The organism is Bacteroidales bacterium, assembly GCA_016707785.1.
In the GTDB taxonomy this organism is placed as follows: domain Bacteria; phylum Bacteroidota; class Bacteroidia; order Bacteroidales; family UBA4417; genus UBA4417.
This window is the reverse complement of the sequence record JADJGZ010000020.1, coordinates 62,662-82,639: the sequence shown is the minus strand read 5'-3', so window position 1 is coordinate 82,639 and position 19,978 is coordinate 62,662. Positions and strand designations below refer to the sequence as shown.

Here is a 19,978-nt window from a genome sequence, read left to right as displayed (position 1 = left end):
ATCAATAAAAGTAAAAGGGATAAAGGTCAGAACCCTGGAAGGGTTCAATATCACTTATTTACCATGTCTATATGACTTGCAATACCCGGGAAAATTGACAAAAACCTCTCTCTAATTGCCAAAGTGAGCCAGAGGGCCAAGAGTGAGCTAAAGTGCACTAAAGTGAGCTGGGGGGTGAATTGAAGTCAAAAGTCCGAAAAACCCGGCAGTGTCTGCAGGACCCGACGGTGTTTGGTGTCGGTAGTGCCTGGAGTGAGCTAAAGTGAGCTAGAGTGAGCTATATTGTTAATTCAATCCGCGTAAGTCCGTGTCCGTCAGCCGACCATTTTGGACTCAATTCACGTTCCATTTTGGACATGAATGAGCTCAAATGCCTGGAGTTCATAAAGTGAGATAAGGTTTCTGAAGTGTATGGAGTGATTTTACATAAGTGCTTATAATACCGGCATTAAGGGCAAAAGTTGGTATTAAAGATTCTTTTATCAACCTTTCATCAGATCTTCCACCCAAACAGGCACCCCGATTCCTGCTTTTTCGCAGATAATTGACAGGTTGCCAATCCCCGGGATATTCATTGCATTCGGATCGATCAGATATTTTGGGACTGATGGTTTCACATAGTGAATCAGTCCTGCCGCGGGATATACATTAAGTGAAGTGCCAATCACTACAAAGATATCAGCAGTGGAGGTGATTTCAGCTGCTTCTTCTATCAGGGGCACTGCTTCTCCAAACCATACGATATGTGGCCTGAGTTGTGAGCCTTTTTCACAGGTATCACCCTGTTTCAATTCCCATCCCTTGATGGGGTATACAAGGTCGTCATCTATTGTGCTCCTTGATTTTTTGAGCTCACCATGCAAATGAAGGACCTTTGTTGAACCGGCACGTTCATGTAAATCGTCCACGTTTTGTGTGATGATTTCCACATCATATTTCGATTCGAGTTTTGCCAAAGCATAGTGAGCCGGGTTTGGTTCTACCTCCAGGAGTTGTTTTCTTCTTTGATTATAAAACTCAAGGACAAGTGCAGGATTTCGCAACCAGGCATCAAAGGTTGCCACATCTTCTATGCGATGTTCTTCCCATAATCCGCCACTGTCACGGAAAGTGCGGATACCACTTTCAGCACTGACACCGGCACCGGTTAAAACTACAATTTTCATTTTTGTGGTTTAGTTTCAATTTTATTCGAAAATACTGAAAAACAAGCTAACTTAAAAACTATAGTTTGCCATCCAATTGTGAATTTGAATTCGCAAAATGAAATAGATACGGCATAATTCATAAAAAAAGCGCCCTTTTTGAGGACGCTTTTCAGAATTTCAGAACGGATTATTCAAAAATATTCATTCCATCAAGGACATCCATCATGGATTTTACGGAAGCAGCGGATTCTTCCACAGCTTTCTTTTCATCTTTTGTAAGTTTGAGTTCGATGATTTCCTCGATACCATTGGCTCCTAATTTTACCGGTACGCCAAGGAATACATCTTTTACGCCATATTCCCCATTTAGTTTTGCACATACCGGGAAGATGCGTTGCTGGTCGTCAACAATAGCTTCAACCATCTGGGCTGCAGCAGCACCCGGGGCATACCATGCGGAGGTTCCCATCAGGTTTACCAGTTCACCTCCTCCTTTACGGGTACGTTCTACAATTTTGTCAATTTCTTCCTTATTCAGCAGTTCAGTTACCGGGATTCCTCCAACAGAAGTGTACCTGGGCAGTGGAACCATGGTATCTCCGTGTCCTCCTAATAACATGGAGTGTATATCTTTCGGGGAGATCTTCAATGCATCTGCAATGAAGGCTTTGTACCGTCCTGTATCCAGGATCCCGGCCATTCCAAAAACCTTGCGCTCGTCCTTTAAGGCAGCCTTATAGGCACAGTAGGTCATAACGTCGAGCGGATTGGAAACAATGATAATGATGGCTTCCGGGGAGTACCTGATCACTTTTTCAGTAACTTCCTTAACGATCAGGGCATTGGTCTTGATCAAATCATCGCGGCTCATTCCAGGTTTACGGGGAAGTCCGGATGTGATCACAACGATTCCTGAACCCTTGGTCTTTAAATAATCATTCGTTGCCCCTACAACCCTCGTGTTGAAATTCAGGATGGAGGAAGTCTGCCAGATGTCAAGCGCTTTACCCTCAGCAGTTCCTTCTTTGATGTCCACAAGGACAACTTCGCGGGCCAGGTCCTTGTTTGCGATAACATTGGCACAGGTTGCACCCACATTACCTGCTCCAATTACAGTGATTTTTTTCATTGGTTATTGCTTTTTTTCTTTAGAGAATGATATAAAGATCTGATAAATCAAGTAAGTACATTCAAATGGCAAAACAAAGGTAATGGCTAATGATTTTTAATTCCCATTAATTCTTCAATGTATTTTGTATGGAAGATATTTAAATGCGCCCGGTGTAACCATACTGATCCTTGTAAACAGACTCATCAGTTGATTTAAAACGTTAGCCTGAGTACGAAAGTATAAAATATTTACAAATTGACATATATTTAGATAAAAAAAGGTTGAATATGTTTTCCAGGGATTTTACTCTCAGATTTTACCACAAATAAAAATCCCCGGAGACTGAATTTCTCCGGGGATTTTGACTTTTTTAAAAATTGATTCCTACAATATAGTGTTCATGCTTTATCATCAGGCTTGTTCATGTGCCTGGGCATCAATTACTGCAATTGCAGCCATATTAACGATTTCATTTACTGATGATCCCATCTGAAGTACATGAATAGATTTATCCAGTCCCATCAATACCGGCCCGATTGCTTCTGCGCCACCCAGTTCCTGCATCAGTTTATAAGCAATGTTACCTGCAGTGAGGTATGGGAAGATCAAAGTATTAGCAGGACCACCTTCTGCAAGTTTACTGAATGGGAAATGTTCCTTCAGCATTTCGGTATTAATCGCAAAATTGGCCTGCATATCTCCATCCACAATAAGATCAGGGTGTTGTGCATGCAGATTGGCGACTGTTTCCCTTACTTTCAAAGGAATATTTCCTTCCACTGATCCGAAATTGGAGTAGGAGAGTATGGCAATCCTGGGCTCAATATTGAATTGCCGAACGGCTTCTGCAGTCTGGAGGGTTATCTCCATCAATGTTTCAACCGAAGGATTCATATTGACGGTAGTGTCTGCGAAAAAGAAAGGGCCTTTCTTAGTAAGCATGATATACATCCCGGAAATCACCTTGGTATTCTTCTTTTTACCGATGATGCGCAAAGCAGGGCGGATGGTTTGAGGATAACTGGTCGTCAAACCCGAGATCATGGCATCTGCAAGTCCGTTTTCCACCATCGAAGGGGCAAAATAATTCCTGTGGGTCATATAATCGAGGGAAAGCTGCATATTTACTCCTCTGCGCTTTCTTTTTTCATAATACTGAGTGGCAAAAAGTTGCCTTCTTTCTGCCTGGTCTTCGGCTGAAGGATCAATAATTTCCACACCCGGCAGTTCCAGTTCAAATTGCTTGATCATTGAAAGGATCAGGTTTTTATCCCCCAACAGGATTGGATGAGCAATTCCTTCTTCCATTACAATTTCTGCCGCTTTCAATACTTTATAGTTTTCAGCTTCAGCAAATACCAGTCGCTTGGGATCTCTTTTGGCTTTACCTTTTATCTGCTGAATCAATGGATTCACCAGTCCCAGGCGTTTTCCAAGTTCTTCCTGGTAAGCATTCCAGTCTTCGATGGGTTTCCTTGCAATTCCTGAATCCATGGCTGCTTTAGCAACAGCTGGTGCCACATGCATAATTAGTCGTGGATCACAGGGTTTAGGTATGATATAATCTTTCCCAAATTTAAGGTTCCTGACATTGTAGGCAATATTCACCTCTTCCGGTACAGGTAGCTTGGCCAACTCGGCAAGGGCATAAGCAGCGGCCAGTTTCATTTCATCGTTGATCCCTTTAGCTCTTACATCTAAGGCTCCCCTGAAAATATAGGGGAATCCCAGTACATTATTTACCTGGTTTGGGAAATCGGAACGACCGGTTCCCATGATCAGGTCATCGCGGGTAGCCATTGCCAGTTCATATGAAATCTCAGGAACCGGGTTTGCACAGGCAAAAATAATGGGATGGTCAGCCATCTTGAGGAGATATTCAGGTTTCAGTACACCTGCTGTTGAAAGGCCGAGGAACATATCTGCCCCGATGAGGGCTTCTTCCAGGGTATTCACATCCCGATCGGTGACAAACTCCATTTTATATTTATTCAGGTCGGTCCTTTTGTGGTTCAATGGGCCTTTGCTGTCGAGCATAATGATATTCTGTTTTCTTGCTCCCAGCTTTACATATAGCTTGGTGCATGAAATTGCAGAGGCCCCTGCTCCGTTTACTACAATTTTTATGTCTTCTATCTTTTTGCCGGTGATGATTAAGGCATTTAAAAGCCCGGCAGATGTGATAATGGCTGTACCGTGCTGATCATCATGCATCAAAGGAATATCCAACTCTGCCTTTAGCCGCTCTTCAATTTCAAAACATTCCGGAGCCTTAATATCTTCAAGATTAATACCCCCAAAAGTGCAGGATATGGCTTTTACGGTTTCTACGATCTTATCAACATTCTTCTCATTGATTTCAATATCAAATACATCTATATCAGCGTAAATCTTGAAAAGTAAGCCTTTTCCTTCCATTACAGGTTTTCCGGCTTCAGCACCAATATCACCTAATCCCAGGACAGCCGTACCATTTGAAATTACAGCAACAAGGTTTCCTTTAGCTGTGTATTTATAAACATCTGATGGATTAGCCTGGATTTCAAGACAAGGTTCCGCGACGCCCGGGCTATAAGCCAATGAAAGATCACGTTGTGTTGAATGAGGCTTTGTAGGGATCACCTCAATTTTTCCCGGTCGGCCTTCAGCATGATAACTTAAGGCATTCTTTCTTAATAAAGTATTCATGTATCTATTTGTTTAACAATAGGTTGCAGTATCAGAAAATGTTGAACAAAGGAACATAAAAAGTATTGCTTTTTGAGGCAGATTCAAATGGTTTTTTCACTCCTTAATCAATTTGAAATGAGTCTGAATAAAGAGGTTGAAAGAAAATGTTATTTTTGCAGCGGCATCCAATTGCCGTTTAATTTCATTAGTCTGCCTGATGTACGCCTTTATTGAAGGAAAAATTGCCGAACTGAATCCTGCAGGTGCAGTTATCGACTGCCAGGGTATTGGCTATCTGGTCAATATATCATTAAATACTTACTCCAAAATGGTTGGGAAGGAGAGTGGCCGTTTGTACACCCATTTGGTAGTCCGGGAAGACGCAATGGTTCTTTATGGCTTCGCAGATGTACAGGAACGCACTGTTTTTCAGCACCTTATATCGGTTTCAGGAATAGGGCCTAATACAGCCAGGTTGATTCTTTCTGCCTTAAGCCCGGATGAAGTGGCTGATGCCATCGTCAACGAAAAAGTTAAACTTCTTCAATCCATTAAAGGGATTGGAGGAAAATCGGCCTTAAGGATTATTATTGATTTGAAAGATAAGATGCAGAAAGATTCCCCGATAAGGGAAATTTTAGGCAGTCCACACAATACCAACAGGCAGGAGGCGTTATCTGCATTGGTGATGCTTGGCTTTAATAAAGCTATGGCTGAAAAAGCTATCGACCAGGTTGTAAAAGCCGATGGAACCGGTATTACAGTCGAGCATTTGGTGAAAGGAGCCCTGAAAATCCTCTGAAAATAGGAGGCAGGGAAGTTTTTTTTTAATTCGACAATAACCTCTGGCTACTTTGAATCATTAATCTATCAGGTTCGCCACATTAAACCGCATAATTAAAAGCCCGACTTGAAGAGTTACATCAAAAATATATTCAGGTTTTCCACAATCATTGTAATCCTTACCTTAGGTTGGGGGCTTCAGTTGACCCTTGGACTTTCTTCGGGTCCACGGATGGAAGGTCGGCTTACCATGCCACCTGATTCAACGGATAACGACGATACTACCTTACGATTCCCATTTGAGGATGAATCCAATCCTTACGAAAGATCAAACCAGAGCGGACTATATCTTAAAAATCCCTCCAATGTCAAGGAGGATGTGATCTACGACCCGACCTCAAAAGAATACACCTTTACCCGGAAGATAGGGGAAATGGATTACAAACTCCCGGCTTCACTTTCCTTTGATGAGTATAAAAACTGGGACCTTAAACAATCAGTCGATAAATATTGGATTGAAAAGTCTAAATCATCGAGTGGTCCGGCAAGGCAAGGTATTATTCCCCAGATTCGGTTGGGAGGACAATTATTTGATCGTGTCTTTGGTGGGAATACCATTGATATCAGGCCACAGGGAAGTGCTGAATTAACATTTGGGATCCTTTCCAATCGCAGGGACGACCCAGCTATCGACCAACGCCTTCGTCGCACCACCAACTTTGATTTCCAGGAAAAAATTCAGATGAGCGTTCTCGCTAAAATTGGTGATAAAATTGAATTTAATACCAATTTCAATACTGAAGCTACCTTCGATTTCGAGAATAAATTGAAGTTGAAGTATGAAGGTAAAGAAGATGAGATTATCAAACTGGTGGAAGCAGGGAATGTCAACCTGCCCTTAAACAGTACCCTCATTACCGGCAGTCAAAGCTTATTCGGGATAAAGACCCAGCTTCAGTTTGGGAAAGCTACCGTAACCAGTGTTTTCTCACAACAACAAAGCCAGACTGAGAATATTTCAGTCCAGGGGGGTGCTCAGACTTCTAAATTCTCTGTCCGCACCCTCGACTATGAAGAAAACAGGCACTTTTTCGTGGGGCAGTATTTTCGTGACCATTATGACCAGGCCTTATCAACATTACCAGTTGTTACATCAAATATCAATATAACCAAGCTTGAAGTCTGGGTGACCAATATAGGTGCTGCCGTTACTGAAAACCGCAATATTGTGGCCTTCCAGGATTTGGGAGAAATCAATACCTATAATAGTAATGTTCTCCCCACTACCACCCTCCCATATCCCAACAATGAAGCCAATGACCTGATCATCCAGATGGATACCAGCCAGATCAGGGATATCAATACTGTCACGGAATATCTTACACTCAACAAAGGGTTTGTACCCGGAGTTGATTTTGAAAAAATTGAAAGCGCCCGTAAACTGAATGCTACTGAATATTCCTTCAATAGCAGGCTTGGGTTCATTTCACTGAATACAACCCTGAATTCTGACCAGACCTTGGCTGTTGCCTATCAATATACAGTTATTGGAAGCGATAGCACTTATTTCCAGGTGGGTGAATTCAGTGATGGAGGGGTTGGAACCACAAAAAGTCTTATGGTTAAGCTGTTGAAAAGTACCGCAGTGAATACGCATATCCCAATGTGGAACCTGATGATGAAGAATGTTTACAGCATCCAGGCATACAATGTAAATAAAGAAGATTTCATTCTCAATATTCTCTATTCAGGAAACAGTAATGCAGTGCCAACGGGGTATTTTACAGAAGGCCCGGATGGAGTGAAAGGGACTCCCCTTATCCAACTGATGGGATTTGATAACCTGGATCCCCAGTTGAATCCTCCTCATGACGGTATTTTTGACTTCCTCGACAATGCAGCCAGGAATGGAGGAACTATTCAGTCCTCAAATGGAAGGATATTCTTCCCTGTACTTGAACCTTTTGGCAGTTACCTAAGGAATAAGCTGAATAACAAAGCGTTAGCTGATAAGTATTGTTACGATTCTTTATATACGATGACAAAGACGGGGGCTCAGCAGTTCCCTGAAAAGAATAAATTCGTTATTGAAGGACAATATAAATCAGAATCAGGTTCGGAAATTTCTTTAAATGCACTGAATGTTCCACAGGGTTCCGTAAAGGTTACAGCCGGAGGGGTTCCGCTTGTTGAGAACCAGGATTATACCGTGGATTATACCTTAGGCAGGGTGAAGATTATCAACGAAGGGATACTCAACTCAGGGACACCGATCAATATCTCCTTAGAGAATAATTCAATGTTTAATGTCTATAGCCAGACATTAATGGGAACCCATGTGGATTATAAGGTTAGCAAAGACCTGTTGCTGGGTGGTACAATTATGAACCTTTATGAAAGGCCGATTACTCAAAAGACCAATTATGGAGATGAACCCATTTCCAACACCATATGGGGAATGAGTGTTAACTATCAGAAAGAATCCGGATTCATCACCAAGATGATTGACAAGCTTCCTTTCTATAGTACAAAGACCGTTTCAAAGATCAAATTCGACGGGGAATTTGCCCAGTTTATTCCTGGCCACTCGAAAGCTGTTGGGAAAGCCGGAACATCCTATATTGATGACTTTGAAGGAGCTAAATCGACTATTTCTTTGAATACCATCGGGGCATGGTTCCTGGCAAGTACTCCCCAGGGGCAGTACACCAGCAGTATGTTTCCTGAAGCCGCACCGGGTACAGGACTGGCTTATGGTTTCAACCGCGGGAAACTGGCCTGGTATAATATCGATGCCACCGTCTTTTATGACAGGGGAGGCACACGCAGACCTAAAAATATAACCAGGGAAGAACTTTCGAAGAACTCTGTGAGGGTAATTTACCAAACCGAATTGTTCCCTAATTCCCAGACCCCCAATAACCAGGCGTTGAATATCCCAATGTTTAACCTTGCCTTCTTCCCTGAAGAACGTGGTCCTTATAATTTTGATGTGGAAGGGACAGGGTATTCAGCCGGTATTGATGATAAAGGATTGCTGAAAGAACCCGCTTCGCGCTGGGGAGGGATCATGAGTAAAGTTCAGACCTCTGACTTTGAAGCCGCCAATGTGGAGTATATCACCTTCTGGTTGATGGATCCTTTTAGCGAGGACTCATTAAATGCCGGGGGAGAATTGTACTTTAACCTTGGGGATATTTCGGAAGATATCCTTCGTGATGGCAGAAAATCCTTTGAAAATGGATTGCCTACCAGCCCTGATGTGAAGAATGTTGATACGACTATCTGGGGCAGGGTGCCCACTATGCAGGCAATTACTGAATCCTTCGATACAAAAGATGAATCTCGTCCATTCCAGGATGTTGGATATGATGGATTATCAAGTAGAGATGAACAGGGATTTACATTTAATGGCTTTAATTTCCTGCAGAAAATCCTGAACAAGTATGGCCCGGGATCAGAAGCTTATATCAAAGATACCCTCGACCCTGCAGCAGATAACTATCATCATTTTCTTGGCGGCGATTATGATGAAGATCCGCTCTATAGCAGTGTTGTTCAGCGTTATAAAAACTATAACGGCGTAGAAGGAAATTCGCCTGTTGGTAGTGGTGAAACCATTGCTACCCGGGCTCCGAATGTGGAGGATATTAATCGGGATAATACATTAAGCGACCAGGAACGCTACTTCCAGTATGTGGTTCAGTTGAGGCCAGAGGCTATGGTAGTAGGTGAAAACTATATCACTGACATGTATCATGCCACCCCGGCTTCAACCCAGGCATCAGGCTTAAAACTTGAAAATGGCGGATCTATTAATGCCCGCTGGTACCAGTTTAAAATTCCACTTCAGCAACCTGACAGGGTGGTGGGGAATATCCAGGATTTCAAATCTATCCGTTTTATCCGTGTTTTCCTGAAGAATTTCAACAAACCGATCGTATGTCGCTTCGCCTCCCTCGAACTTGAAAGGGGTGAATGGAGAAAATACTATAACAGCTTACTTGCACCGGGTGAATATATTCCTGATCCCAACCAGGATGCCACGACTTTTGATATCTCAACAGTTTCAGTCGAAGAAAATGGTGCCCGCGTTCCCATTCCCTATGTATTGCCACCGGGCATCGAAAGAGAAATCAATGTTGCTACCACCAATTATCAGCAGTTGAATGAGCAGGCTATGGTTCTCAAGACTTGTGACCTGATGGACGGTGATGCCCGCGGAGCTTTCAAGACAACAGATTTTGATTTCAGGGATTACAAGCATTTACGCATGTATCTCCATGCTGAAAAAAGCATTGAAGGACAGGAATTAAAACACGGTGATCTGACTGTTTTTGTCAGGATTGGTTCCGATTTTACTTCCAATTATTACGAATATGAGATCCCGTTGGAATTCACTCCATGGGGTACAACCGCCAGTGACGATAGAACTATCTGGCCTTCCACCAATGAAATGGATATTGAACTGGCCAAGCTGATCAATGCAAAGAAGGTTAGAAATGAGGCTATGGATAGAGCCGGGTCGACTATCAGTATCACCACACCTTATGTTGTGCGCGACGGACAGAATAAGATCACCATTGTTGGTTTGCCAAGTTTAAGTGATATCCGGGCATTTATGGTAGGTATCCGCAATCCGAGGCGTAACCCATCTTTAGGAAATGAAGACGATGGTCAGCCCAAATGTGCTGAAGTCTGGGTAAATGAACTTCGCCTTACCGACTTCAATGAAAAATCAGGATGGGCTGCTACTGCACGTTTTGCCACCAATCTTGCCGACCTTGGTAATATGGTACTTTCAGGAGCTTATAGTACTCCTGGATTTGGAAGCATTGAGAAAAAGGTAAATGAGCGTCAGAAAGAAGCCATTCGCCAGATCGATTTTGCCACCAACCTGGAACTGGGAAAATTCCTTCCTGAAAAGGCAGGGATCAGGATTCCGATGCACTACGACTATTCCCAAACGGTTAGTAATCCGCAGTATAATCCTTTGGATCCTGATATTGATTACAAAGAACAGGTGAAAGATATGTCAGGTTCTCAGAAAGATTCTCTTCGTGAAAAGACCCTTGATGTTACAGAGAGGCAGAATCTGAATTTCATGAATGTCAGGAAAGACCGGCTAGGTGCTAAAGGAAAGCCACAACTCTGGGATGTGGAGAATTTTGACCTTTCATATGCTTATGCTGAGATCAAAAGGCATAACATCGATATTGAATCAGATAAAAAGAAAGTATACAGGGGTGGATTAGGTTATAACTTTTCAACCAACCCCAAAAATGTAAAACCATTCCAAAAGATCATTAAGAGCAAAAATCTTCAGTTGCTGAGTGATTTTAACTTCTACTATTTGCCCAGGTTATTATCTTTCCGGTCGGATATGCTGAGGGAATACCAAAGAAGGTTGGTGAGGAATAAGAGCAATGCATTGATCATTCTTGTGCCCAGCTATACCAAAAAGTGGGACTGGACGCGTGTTTATGACCTCAAGTATGATATTTCCCAATCACTGAAGCTCGATTATTCAGCCAATGTAATATCATATATCTATGAGCCCCCCGGAGGGTTTGAAAAGGGAAATACAAATTATGAAGCTTACAGGGATACAGTAAAGACTTCCATCCTGGGATTCGGTTCACTCAGTCGGTTCAACCAGATTGCGAATGTGAACTATATGCTTCCATTCAGTAAGATCAAGATGTTGAACTGGATGAATGCTTCTGTTAAGTACGGCATTATGTATCGTTGGGAAGCATCTCCCAGGTCGTTACAGGCCAAATTCGGGAATACCATTGAGAACTCCAACAACATCCAGGTGAATGGAGGGATCAGGCTAACAACCCTGTATAATAAAGTCGGCTTCCTCAAAAAAGCAAGTTCTGCTCTCCAGGCTCAGGGCCAGACACCAAAAGGCCCTGCAATGCCGGGTAAAGGAAAGGGTGCAGAAGAAGAGAAAGGCAAAAATGCAAAGAAAGACGATGCCCCTGCAGAAGGTGATTTATTGCCTGCTGATTCAGCAGACGCAAAACCAAAGAAAGACTATCTAAAAATCATAGGAACCCAGTTCCTTGGAGTTATGATGTCGCTGAAGGATGCGAACATTACCTATAATGAAACCAATGGCATTTTACTCCCCGGTTTCACACCAGAGGTAAGTGTATTGGGGAATGACTGGAAAGCAAATGCACCTGGTCTCGGATTTATCATGGGAAGTCAGAAGGATATCAGAAATATGGCCAGTAGCAATGGTTGGTTAAGTGCAGATACTCTTTTGAATAATCCATATATAGTAAGGCATACCAATTCGCTCACCTTCAGGGCTAACCTGGAGCCGGCCAGGAATCTGAAAGTTGAGGTGAATGCCGACCGCAGTTTTTCCCGCACCTACCAGGAGTATTACAAGGCAAACAGTGAGGGTACTTTTGGTTCAACTTCTGCACAGGAAAGAGGAACCTTCAGTATGTCGTACCTGATGTGGCCTACCGCTTTTAGTAAGGATAACGATGAAGATGTGAGTCCTGTATTTGAGCAGATGCTTGATTACCGTAAAACCATTGCCGACCGTCTGGCAGCGGATAATCCCAATTCCATCGGGTATGATTCACTGGGTTTCCCGAGTGGATATGGTTCCACACAGCCGCAGGTGCTCATGGGTGCATTCCTGGCTGCCTATGCAGGCCGTGATCCGAGTAAAATGAAACTTACCCCCTTCCTGACAATCCCGATGCCTAACTGGCGTATCACTTACAATGCGAGCCAGGGAATCAAAGTGCTCCGGAACTATTTCCAGTCCTTCAATATTTCTCATGCCTATCGTTCAAATTATTCGGTAGGAGGATTCCTGAGTGACATTGAATACCGCGAGACCGACGGATTTGCTTCAGCACTGGATGATGCAAGGAATTTCATCCCTTCCAACAGGATGGATGTTATCACGATTACTGAACAGTTTGGTCCGTTCCTCGGAATTGATGCAACCATGAAAAACAGTTTCATGGCCAGGATTGAATATAAGAAAACCCGAAACCTCTCACTGAGCTTTGTCAATAACCAGCTCACAGAGATGCGCAGCAATGAATTTGTAACAGGACTGGGTTATCGGTTTAAAAATGTGAAATTTACAGTGAGATCCCTGGGCACAGGAAAGAAAACTCCTCTGAAGAGCGATTTAAATGTTAAGGCTGATGTTTCCATCCGTGATAATAAGACCGTATTACGCCGAATTGAGCAAAGAGACAACCAGGTTTCAACCGGAACCAGGCAGATCTCAATCAATACCTCAGCCGATTATATGGTGGGTCCAAAGCTGAATATCAGGCTTTTCTATGAGCAGACTATCAGCAAACCCCATGTATCTACGCAGATACCTACATCCACGACCAATGCCGGTGTTTCCATGAGGTTTACCCTCGCGCAGTAAAGGTAGTTTACAGAATAATAATTCTTCATCAGGAAATTTCTTGATACTTCTTTGTATACATCGAGTGTCATTATAAGAATTTCTTTAAATCAGAAATATAACACGATAAATATCAATAGGTTGGCTCCAAAGTGAATGGTCTGAACTTTTAAAAGCCGTTACTTATTCAGAATTATTCTAACTTGCCGGAAATAGTCTGAAATATTCCCCGAATCTGTAATTTTGACCCTTTATTAAAAACTGTTACCATGAATATTCCTGAAAATCTTTATTACACCAAAGAACACGAATGGCTTGCCTTAAACGGAGATGAAGGCACTGTAGGAGTGACCGATTTTGCACAGCATCAGTTAGGGGATGTTGTATTCATTGAGGTGAATACCATCGGCGAAGCTGTTGCTACCGGCGAAGCTTTTGGAACGATAGAAGCAGTAAAAACGGTCTCTGATATGTTTGCTCCTGTTGCCTGTGAGATTCTTGAATACAATGAGAACCTGTCAGATAATCCTGAATTGATCAATAAAGATCCATATGGTGAAGGCTGGATCGTTAAGGTAAAAATCCAGGATGTTAATGAAATCAAGGAGCTGCTTTCAGCGGCTGATTATCAGAAACTGGTAGAAGCATAATTAACTCCTGGAAAGGATGGTGCTTCCGAAGCTGGTGAAACGCTATGGAGCCGCCATCGCGTGGGGAATCGGTATCCTTGTCCTTACCGGGATACCGGGGCAGGATATACCCAGGATTCCTGAATTCCTGGTTGCACCGGATATAATTGTGCACTTCTTCATTTTTTCAGGTTTTGCTTTTCTTTTGATGAGGAGCTTTAGTAAAGAAAACAATTGGAGTAGAAGCAGAATTATATCCATATCCCTGATTACAGCACTTTGCCTTGGCGGGTTAACTGAAATCCTTCAGTGGGGCGTCTTCATTAACAGAACAGGCAGCCTGGGTGATTTCCTGGTTGATTCACTTGGCAGTGTGGCTGGTTTATTTACATTCCGCTTTTGCAAAGGGTTTTTTCAATAATTCGGAATAATAAATAAATTTTTTTCGTATCTTAGTACCCTCCATATCGAAAAACACAATCATCTCATTCATAATAAATTACATTATGGAACTAAAAAAATCAGAAAAAGCAGACCTTGAAAGCAAGAAAGGTTTCTTTTTCCAGCTTGGATTAATCATTGCATTAGCCATCACTTTAGTGGCTTTTGAATATAAAAGCTACGATAAACAGGAATTTCAGGATATGAGTGGAGGTAAAAATGCCGAGACTCCTGAAGAGATGATTCAAATTACCCAGCAGCAGAACCAACCTCCTCCACCAGCACCACCTGTTTCTACCACAGTCATCAATATCGTTGAAAATGATGCTATTGTTGATGATGATCTGAGTATCGATGCTGAAGCTGATGATAATACAGCTATGGAAGAGTATAAAGCGCCTGTTGTTGCTACGCAGGCAGCCGAAGAAGAAGTATCAGAAGCTGAGATTTTTACGGTCGTTGAAGATGCACCCGCTTATCCAGGGGGCGATGAATCCCGTATTAAGTTTTTGATGGATAATATCAAGTATCCCCAAATGGCAAAGGAAAGTGGTATCCAGGGAACTGTTTATGTTACTTTCGTTGTTGAAAGAAATGGAAGTGTTACTGATGTCAGGGTACTTCGTGGAATAGGCGGAGGTTGTGATGAAGAAGCCATTCGCGTTATACAGGCTATGCCTTCATGGAATGCAGGAAAACAACGTGGAAAACCCGTACGCGTTCAGTTCAATATGCCTATTAAATTCACCCTAGCAGGGTAATAAATAATCTATAATATTGAATTAGCCCATCTGAATTTCAGATGGGCTAATTTTTTTGAATGAATTCGTGGGTTTCCGCTAAAATTTATTACTCCTGTTTCATTTTTATTTCGGGAAGTTGATCAATCTCCAGGGAATCGAAACCCATTGAAAAACACCTGGCTTTTCGAAAATACATCTGTGCCTTTTGCAGAAAATACCATCATAACAGCAAGATAGCCCGGATCTCCCCAAGCTTTTACAGAAATATCATCTTCCTGGCTGCTCCAGAAATCATTGATCCCCTTTGCACTGGCATGAGTATCGAGCTTGTGACCTTTGCCATATCCTGCAGATGAAAGGACTCCAAATTGTTCTTTCAGGTAATCGAGATAGGAGATCAGTATATTTTCCACTTCCTCCCCGGGAAGGTCAATAGCAAGGTCCACCACAATGATGCTATATGTGTTGCCTGATTCATCCAGGCTTTCAAGTGTGTAGACTTTTGAAGAATCAGGTGAGAAGCTTACCTCCGCTTGTCCGGGATTATTATAAAAATAAGCAGAACAGCCTGAATCACCTATATCATATTTCTTCAACTGATCCTGGGACATTGCTGCACAGATTACAATCATGAGTAAGCAAATAATTAAGAGAGATTTTTTCATAATGAGAGAATACATAGTAAGTCTTTTGTTTTCGATTTCTGTGAAGTGAGCGATTGGGATTGTTATTACCTTGAAATGACCACTTTATGAATTTCAGGGATGTCTTTGTTCTCAGTTTGGATCTTTAAGAAATAGATACCGGTACTCAGAAGATCCAGTTGTAACCTTGCCGGATTTTTACCCGGGAAATTCATCTTTTTTTCCAGTAATAACCTGCCATAAGTATCCATGATCTGTATTTCAGCTATTTCATCTTCATTTGACTGGTTCAGAATAAATAACTGGCTATTGGCAGGATTTGGGAATACGATAAATTCAGATACCTCAGTTTCATCAACAGCGGTATGGCATGGGTACACATAAGGCCCACCGGGTGAACCCTGAAGGCATCCTGCAAACCAATTGTTCCCATCACACATTACCCCACCGACATCAGCCAGTTCCAGGGTATAACCTTGTCCATCCGGTTCAGTAGGCCAGGGGCTTTCATCATCATAGATCACCGAAAAACGAAGCTTGCCAGAAGGATCATATAACCGCAAGGCTTCACCTGAACCACTTAACCCGAAAGTAAATGGGCCTGATTTATTGTTCACCCAGGGGAAAGTGGTTGCAAAGTTTTGTGCATCTGAATACAAGACCATAAATTCTCCGGGTAGTATGTTACTTCCTGATGGAAGAGTGTATAGGTGCTGAATATCGCTATCACTGAATTTCCAACCTGATAAATTGAGCGTTGTGGCTGTGGTATTTTTTAGCTCAACCCAGTCGCCTGCATCAGCCCAATCAGCTGAATTGTAATTGATTTCAGAAATGACCAGCTCATCCTCACATGGAGAATATGCGCTGCCTGGTGAGCCTCCCATACATCCTGTAAACCAATTTTCCGGATCATTGATGTTGTTTCCGGAGTTCTCAAATTCAAGGGTACGGCCATATCCATCCGCTGCGGTTAACCAGGGGATACTATCGTAATAAGTAAAAGAGCAAATGGTGTCATCATGCCTGCCGACCAGTTTAAGTGTTTCCTGTTTGTTATTCAGGCTAAATCCCAGGGGCCCGAGACAACTGATTCCCGGATGTTGCAGCTGGAATTTGACCGGCTCTTCAGCAATAACCAGGTGGCCGTTTGCCGGAATCAGGGTACTTACTGGGAAAATGAAATCATGGTAATGCTTGTGAATCATAAAGATGCCAGTCGGTGAGGTCCAATGGCTGGCTGCTATAATTATGCAGCTCTATCCAGTCCCCTGCATTGATGGTTGAATCGGAATGGTAGTTCACCTCACTGATGATGGCCTTTGCCGGCTCAGCAGAACCTGTAAATACAGCTTTGAAGGTATCGAAATGATCAAGGTTGATGGTGAGGCTCTGACTGGTATTCATGGAGATATAACTATTTGGAAGCCAGTATTCAAAAGTGTAGCCTGGTTTCGCCACAGCAGTAATAGTGATGGGATTCCCGTCGAAGTAAGTGCCGGTCCAGGGTAAGGGTTCCGGGATAATGGTATTGATCTTGATTTCTCCGGCACTTGAGGGAAGAGCCTCCAGTTTAACCTGTACTAAGGCTTCAAGATTAAAAGTATTCTTGATGTGTTGGCGTGCAAATGACGGTCTGTTACTAATGAAATAATTCATGTAGTCAATGTTATTCAGCCATTCGGTAGAATCACTGTATCCATTCCAGCGCAGCCATGCATTTGGGATTTCAGCTGCAATGGAATCCTTCATTTCATTAATAAAAGTACTCATATAGGCAGGCTGGTATGTCGTATTGATCAGGTCGGCATACCTGTTAATGAAATATTTACGGAAGCCATCATTTTCCAGTAATCCCCTGAACATATCAGCATGCGGGGTTGGATAGGGTGGGTTCATGGCTACTGCCAGCTTGTTTTGGGCAAAATCGCTGTAATACCCCAGGCCAAAATCCAGGTCCCAGAAGATATACCGCCATTCAGAGCCTGCTTTTCGCTCTCTCCAAAGCTTAATATTGTTGGTCCAGTCACCAATCCAGTCATCATTTACATAATACGTCTCGCCAATGAAATAATCAGCAAAATTCTCCAGATCCCACCAGGAGTCTGCTATGGCGTAGTTTTCGGGTAATGAAAGCTCATGTGTGGTCATGAATTCGACCATCTCCCAGAAGGAGTCTGAATTTCCTTCTGCTACAATTCCGTCGCTTTCAATCATGTCCACATTGTCCGCATCAACACCGTGGTTTAATTCCACGAAATCCTTATTGCTGCGTTCCCTGATATTGTAAATACCCCAGTAGGAACCATTCAGGTAGGTTACAGCGGGGCAATAGCCGGTATAATCGACATGTGATTTCTTCATTAACCGCTGCATCAGGGCATCCCGCATAAAAGTGCTCAGCCAGTCATTGCCGGAATTTCTCAGGATAAATCCGGAATAATCCATCATAGGCTTATCTCCAAAGAGTTTGTAATGGATTTCAGAACTGTCGTAATAAGGCCTGCATTTAATGTTAAAACTCTTTTGTGCAAATGCCCTGGACCATCCACCATGAATGCTGAGACCTGCATCCAATTCAAATTTCCTTTCCTGGACAGGCCCAAAATACTCTACATGGCAATCTTTTTCCCAGGGCTGCCAGAAATTGGCGCCAAAAAATGGAAAATTGGGCTCTGCATTGGGTCCAGTGACATAGATTCCACTAAAGAAATCCCAAAGATTACTGGAATCGGTCGATACAGATACCACCGGCAGCTTTGGGTTGGCTTCACCGATCAGGAAAGTCCCGGTATTGACCTTCCCGGGCAAAAATCCGGAAGGGCCGAAACATCGTGCCCTGATGACTGTTGTGGACCCGATATACAATGGTAAGTTATAAACCGGATCACTTTCATTCGGTATATTCCCATTCGTTGTATAATGAATGGTACTTCCGGGATTGCTGGTGGTAATTGCCACTTCTGTTTCCTGGTTGTAAAAACCAGGAACGGTAGTAAATTCCGGACGAACGGTATATCCTGAATAACAAACGGTAGAATTATTAGAACCATCGGGCGTCGGATTCATGCTGATACACCATCCGGAACCACCATCGGGAACCCTGCACTGACTATGGTCGAGATCAGTGAAACTGAGTTGTACCTGGTCAAGAAGATCACCATTGGGTGAGGAAAGTACAACCGTTTCCCCTGAATGCTTTAATTTGAAATTAGTATGATAATCTCCGGCCGCATAGGCAGGAAACCAGGCAGGAGTCGGCTGAAAATAGGAATTACTGTTTTTGATTCCGAAAGAAAGGAAAGGAATACTTGACAAGTCAGAGGAAAGAGCCCCGGAATTATGGGTTTGTATGGCAAGAACATTCTGACCATCGACCAAAATAGCATTCAATAATAAAGAATCCACCAGGTATACTTCGGGTATCCCTCCCTGGTACATCTGTGCTTCATGATCAGATGTTGTAATTTCATCAAAAGCAGGGGGAATCCCTGTGAGGTTGGATCGCGCTATTTCGAAACCATTGAGATAAGCTACAAAGCCATCGTCATAATCCATATGCAGCACGCAATAGGAGATTGCTGATTTATCCGGAACCAGGAAGGTTTTCCTCATATAAACAGAAATGGTTGGAGGAATAACCGTGCCATCATCTCCATCACCATATCCTATACCTCCCGGACCTTCAAGCCATCCGGCAGCAGGGAAATTGTTCTCTTTCCAGTTAAAGGGTGGATTCTCAGTTCCTATAAAGTACTTCCAGCTTTCATCAGCAAAAATGGCAGTTTCCCAATGATTCAACAAAGGTTTCCGATCTTTCCCGGAGGCGAAGACCAGTAAATGTCCGCCGGGGGAAAGCTCAACATTCGGAAGCTTCCATTTAAAGGGTTCAAGAGGGTTATCTGATAATCCGAAATTTTCAAGGTTTACGAGACTGCTGCTTGCATTGTAAAGTTCGATCCAATCTTCATAATCACCATCCTCATCAGCCAGGGTACTCTTGTTCGAAGTCTGAATTTCATTAATCAGAACCTGGGAACTTACTGATAGCTGTAGTATAAGGAGAAGGCTGAGTAGCGTAAAAAGGATTTTCATGCTTTTGCTAAAAAATTAATATTTTTATGAGAAGGAAGAATCGATAGACCTGGCTATAATCCTTTAAACCCTATAAAAGTAATACTGTTGAAACATACTTTTTATTCAGGGTAATATTTTTATCAAATAATTGCAAATCAAAAAGGTTAAAAGTAAGTTTTGATTTTTGGATCTGTAGAGAACCCAAACCCCCTCGGGTCCTCCTATCGTCGACTCCAATGGGTTTGTCGGTTTCGGAATTAATGATCCTGACCCCCCCCCCCCCCCCTGGTTTTGAACCCTGGTTCCCCCCCCCCCCCCCCCCCCCCCCCC

At 42.8% G+C, this 19,978-nt stretch carries 11 protein-coding genes; 5 read left to right on the top strand and 6 right to left on the bottom strand.

What is annotated here, in order from left to right; genetic code table 11:
* Nucleotides 1-482: 482 nt before the first annotated feature.
* The 3 genes from IPH84_12515 to IPH84_12505 all read right to left on the bottom strand — a co-directional run bounded on the left by IPH84_12515 (nt 483) and on the right by IPH84_12505 (nt 4,947).
* Entirely contained in the window at nt 483-1,166 is a 684-nt protein-coding gene (locus IPH84_12515; GenBank protein ID MBK7174029.1) for an NAD-dependent deacylase, read from the bottom strand.
* Nucleotides 1,167-1,335: 169 nt separating this feature from the next.
* Entirely contained in the window at nt 1,336-2,277 is a 942-nt protein-coding gene (gene mdh, locus IPH84_12510; protein MBK7174028.1) for a malate dehydrogenase, read from the bottom strand.
* Between the two features lie 393 nt (nt 2,278-2,670).
* Nucleotides 2,671-4,947: an NADP-dependent malic enzyme gene (locus tag IPH84_12505; GenBank protein ID MBK7174027.1), complete on the bottom strand. Its 2,277-nt coding sequence runs from the start codon at nt 4,945-4,947 to the stop codon at nt 2,671-2,673.
* Between the two features lie 199 nt (nt 4,948-5,146).
* Between IPH84_12505 and ruvA the strand changes: the two genes are divergently transcribed.
* The 5 genes from ruvA (at nt 5,147) to IPH84_12480 (ending at nt 14,945) form a co-directional block, all read left to right on the top strand.
* Nucleotides 5,147-5,731 (top strand): Holliday junction branch migration protein RuvA, encoded by a 585-nt coding sequence (ruvA, locus tag IPH84_12500; GenBank protein ID MBK7174026.1) that lies wholly within the window; start codon nt 5,147-5,149, stop codon nt 5,729-5,731.
* Between the two features lie 108 nt (nt 5,732-5,839).
* Entirely contained in the window at nt 5,840-13,135 is a 7,296-nt protein-coding gene (gene sprA, locus IPH84_12495) for a cell surface protein SprA (protein ID MBK7174025.1), read from the top strand.
* 248 nt (nt 13,136-13,383) lie between these two features.
* On the top strand, nt 13,384-13,764 hold the full coding sequence (gene gcvH / locus IPH84_12490; protein ID MBK7174024.1) for a glycine cleavage system protein GcvH: 381 nt from the start codon (nt 13,384-13,386) through the stop codon (nt 13,762-13,764).
* 16 nt (nt 13,765-13,780) lie between these two features.
* Nucleotides 13,781-14,164: a VanZ family protein gene (vanZ, locus tag IPH84_12485; GenBank protein ID MBK7174023.1), complete on the top strand. Its 384-nt coding sequence runs from the start codon at nt 13,781-13,783 to the stop codon at nt 14,162-14,164.
* A gap of 85 nt (nt 14,165-14,249) precedes the next feature.
* Nucleotides 14,250-14,945, top strand: coding sequence for an energy transducer TonB (locus IPH84_12480; GenBank protein ID MBK7174022.1), 696 nt, complete (start codon nt 14,250-14,252; stop codon nt 14,943-14,945).
* 122 nt (nt 14,946-15,067) lie between these two features.
* Here IPH84_12480 and IPH84_12475 read toward each other — a convergent pair whose 3' ends face one another.
* From IPH84_12475 to IPH84_12465, 3 genes are all read right to left on the bottom strand, one after another.
* Nucleotides 15,068-15,592: a hypothetical protein gene (locus tag IPH84_12475; GenBank protein MBK7174021.1), complete on the bottom strand. Its 525-nt coding sequence runs from the start codon at nt 15,590-15,592 to the stop codon at nt 15,068-15,070.
* 65 nt (nt 15,593-15,657) lie between these two features.
* Nucleotides 15,658-16,779: a lamin tail domain-containing protein gene (locus IPH84_12470; protein ID MBK7174020.1), complete on the bottom strand. Its 1,122-nt coding sequence runs from the start codon at nt 16,777-16,779 to the stop codon at nt 15,658-15,660.
* Nucleotides 16,757-19,666 carry a CotH kinase family protein gene (locus IPH84_12465; protein MBK7174019.1) on the bottom strand — a complete coding sequence of 970 codons (2,910 nt, stop codon included), beginning with the start codon at nt 19,664-19,666 and terminating at the stop codon, nt 16,757-16,759. Before IPH84_12465 ends, IPH84_12470 begins: the two co-directional genes overlap by 23 nt.
* Between the last annotated feature and the right edge of the window lie 312 nt (nt 19,667-19,978).

Bases quoted from the DNA above. Each gene is read 5' to 3' on its own strand.
- IPH84_12515 (MBK7174029.1), bottom strand. From the start codon at position 1,166: ATGAAAATTGTAGTTTTAACCGGTGCCGGTGTCAGTGCTGAAAGTGGT.
- mdh (MBK7174028.1), bottom strand. From the start codon at position 2,277: ATGAAAAAAATCACTGTAATTGGAGCAGGTAATGTGGGTGCAACCTGT.
- IPH84_12505 (MBK7174027.1), bottom strand. From the start codon at position 4,947: ATGAATACTTTATTAAGAAAGAATGCCTTAAGTTATCATGCTGAAGGC.
- ruvA (MBK7174026.1), top strand. From the start codon at position 5,147: ATGTACGCCTTTATTGAAGGAAAAATTGCCGAACTGAATCCTGCAGGT.
- gcvH (MBK7174024.1), top strand. From the start codon at position 13,384: ATGAATATTCCTGAAAATCTTTATTACACCAAAGAACACGAATGGCTT.
- vanZ (MBK7174023.1), top strand. From the start codon at position 13,781: ATGGTGCTTCCGAAGCTGGTGAAACGCTATGGAGCCGCCATCGCGTGG.
- IPH84_12480 (MBK7174022.1), top strand. From the start codon at position 14,250: ATGGAACTAAAAAAATCAGAAAAAGCAGACCTTGAAAGCAAGAAAGGT.
- IPH84_12475 (MBK7174021.1), bottom strand. From the start codon at position 15,592: ATGAAAAAATCTCTCTTAATTATTTGCTTACTCATGATTGTAATCTGT.
- IPH84_12470 (MBK7174020.1), bottom strand. From the start codon at position 16,779: ATGATTCACAAGCATTACCATGATTTCATTTTCCCAGTAAGTACCCTG.
- IPH84_12465 (MBK7174019.1), bottom strand. From the start codon at position 19,666: ATGAAAATCCTTTTTACGCTACTCAGCCTTCTCCTTATACTACAGCTA.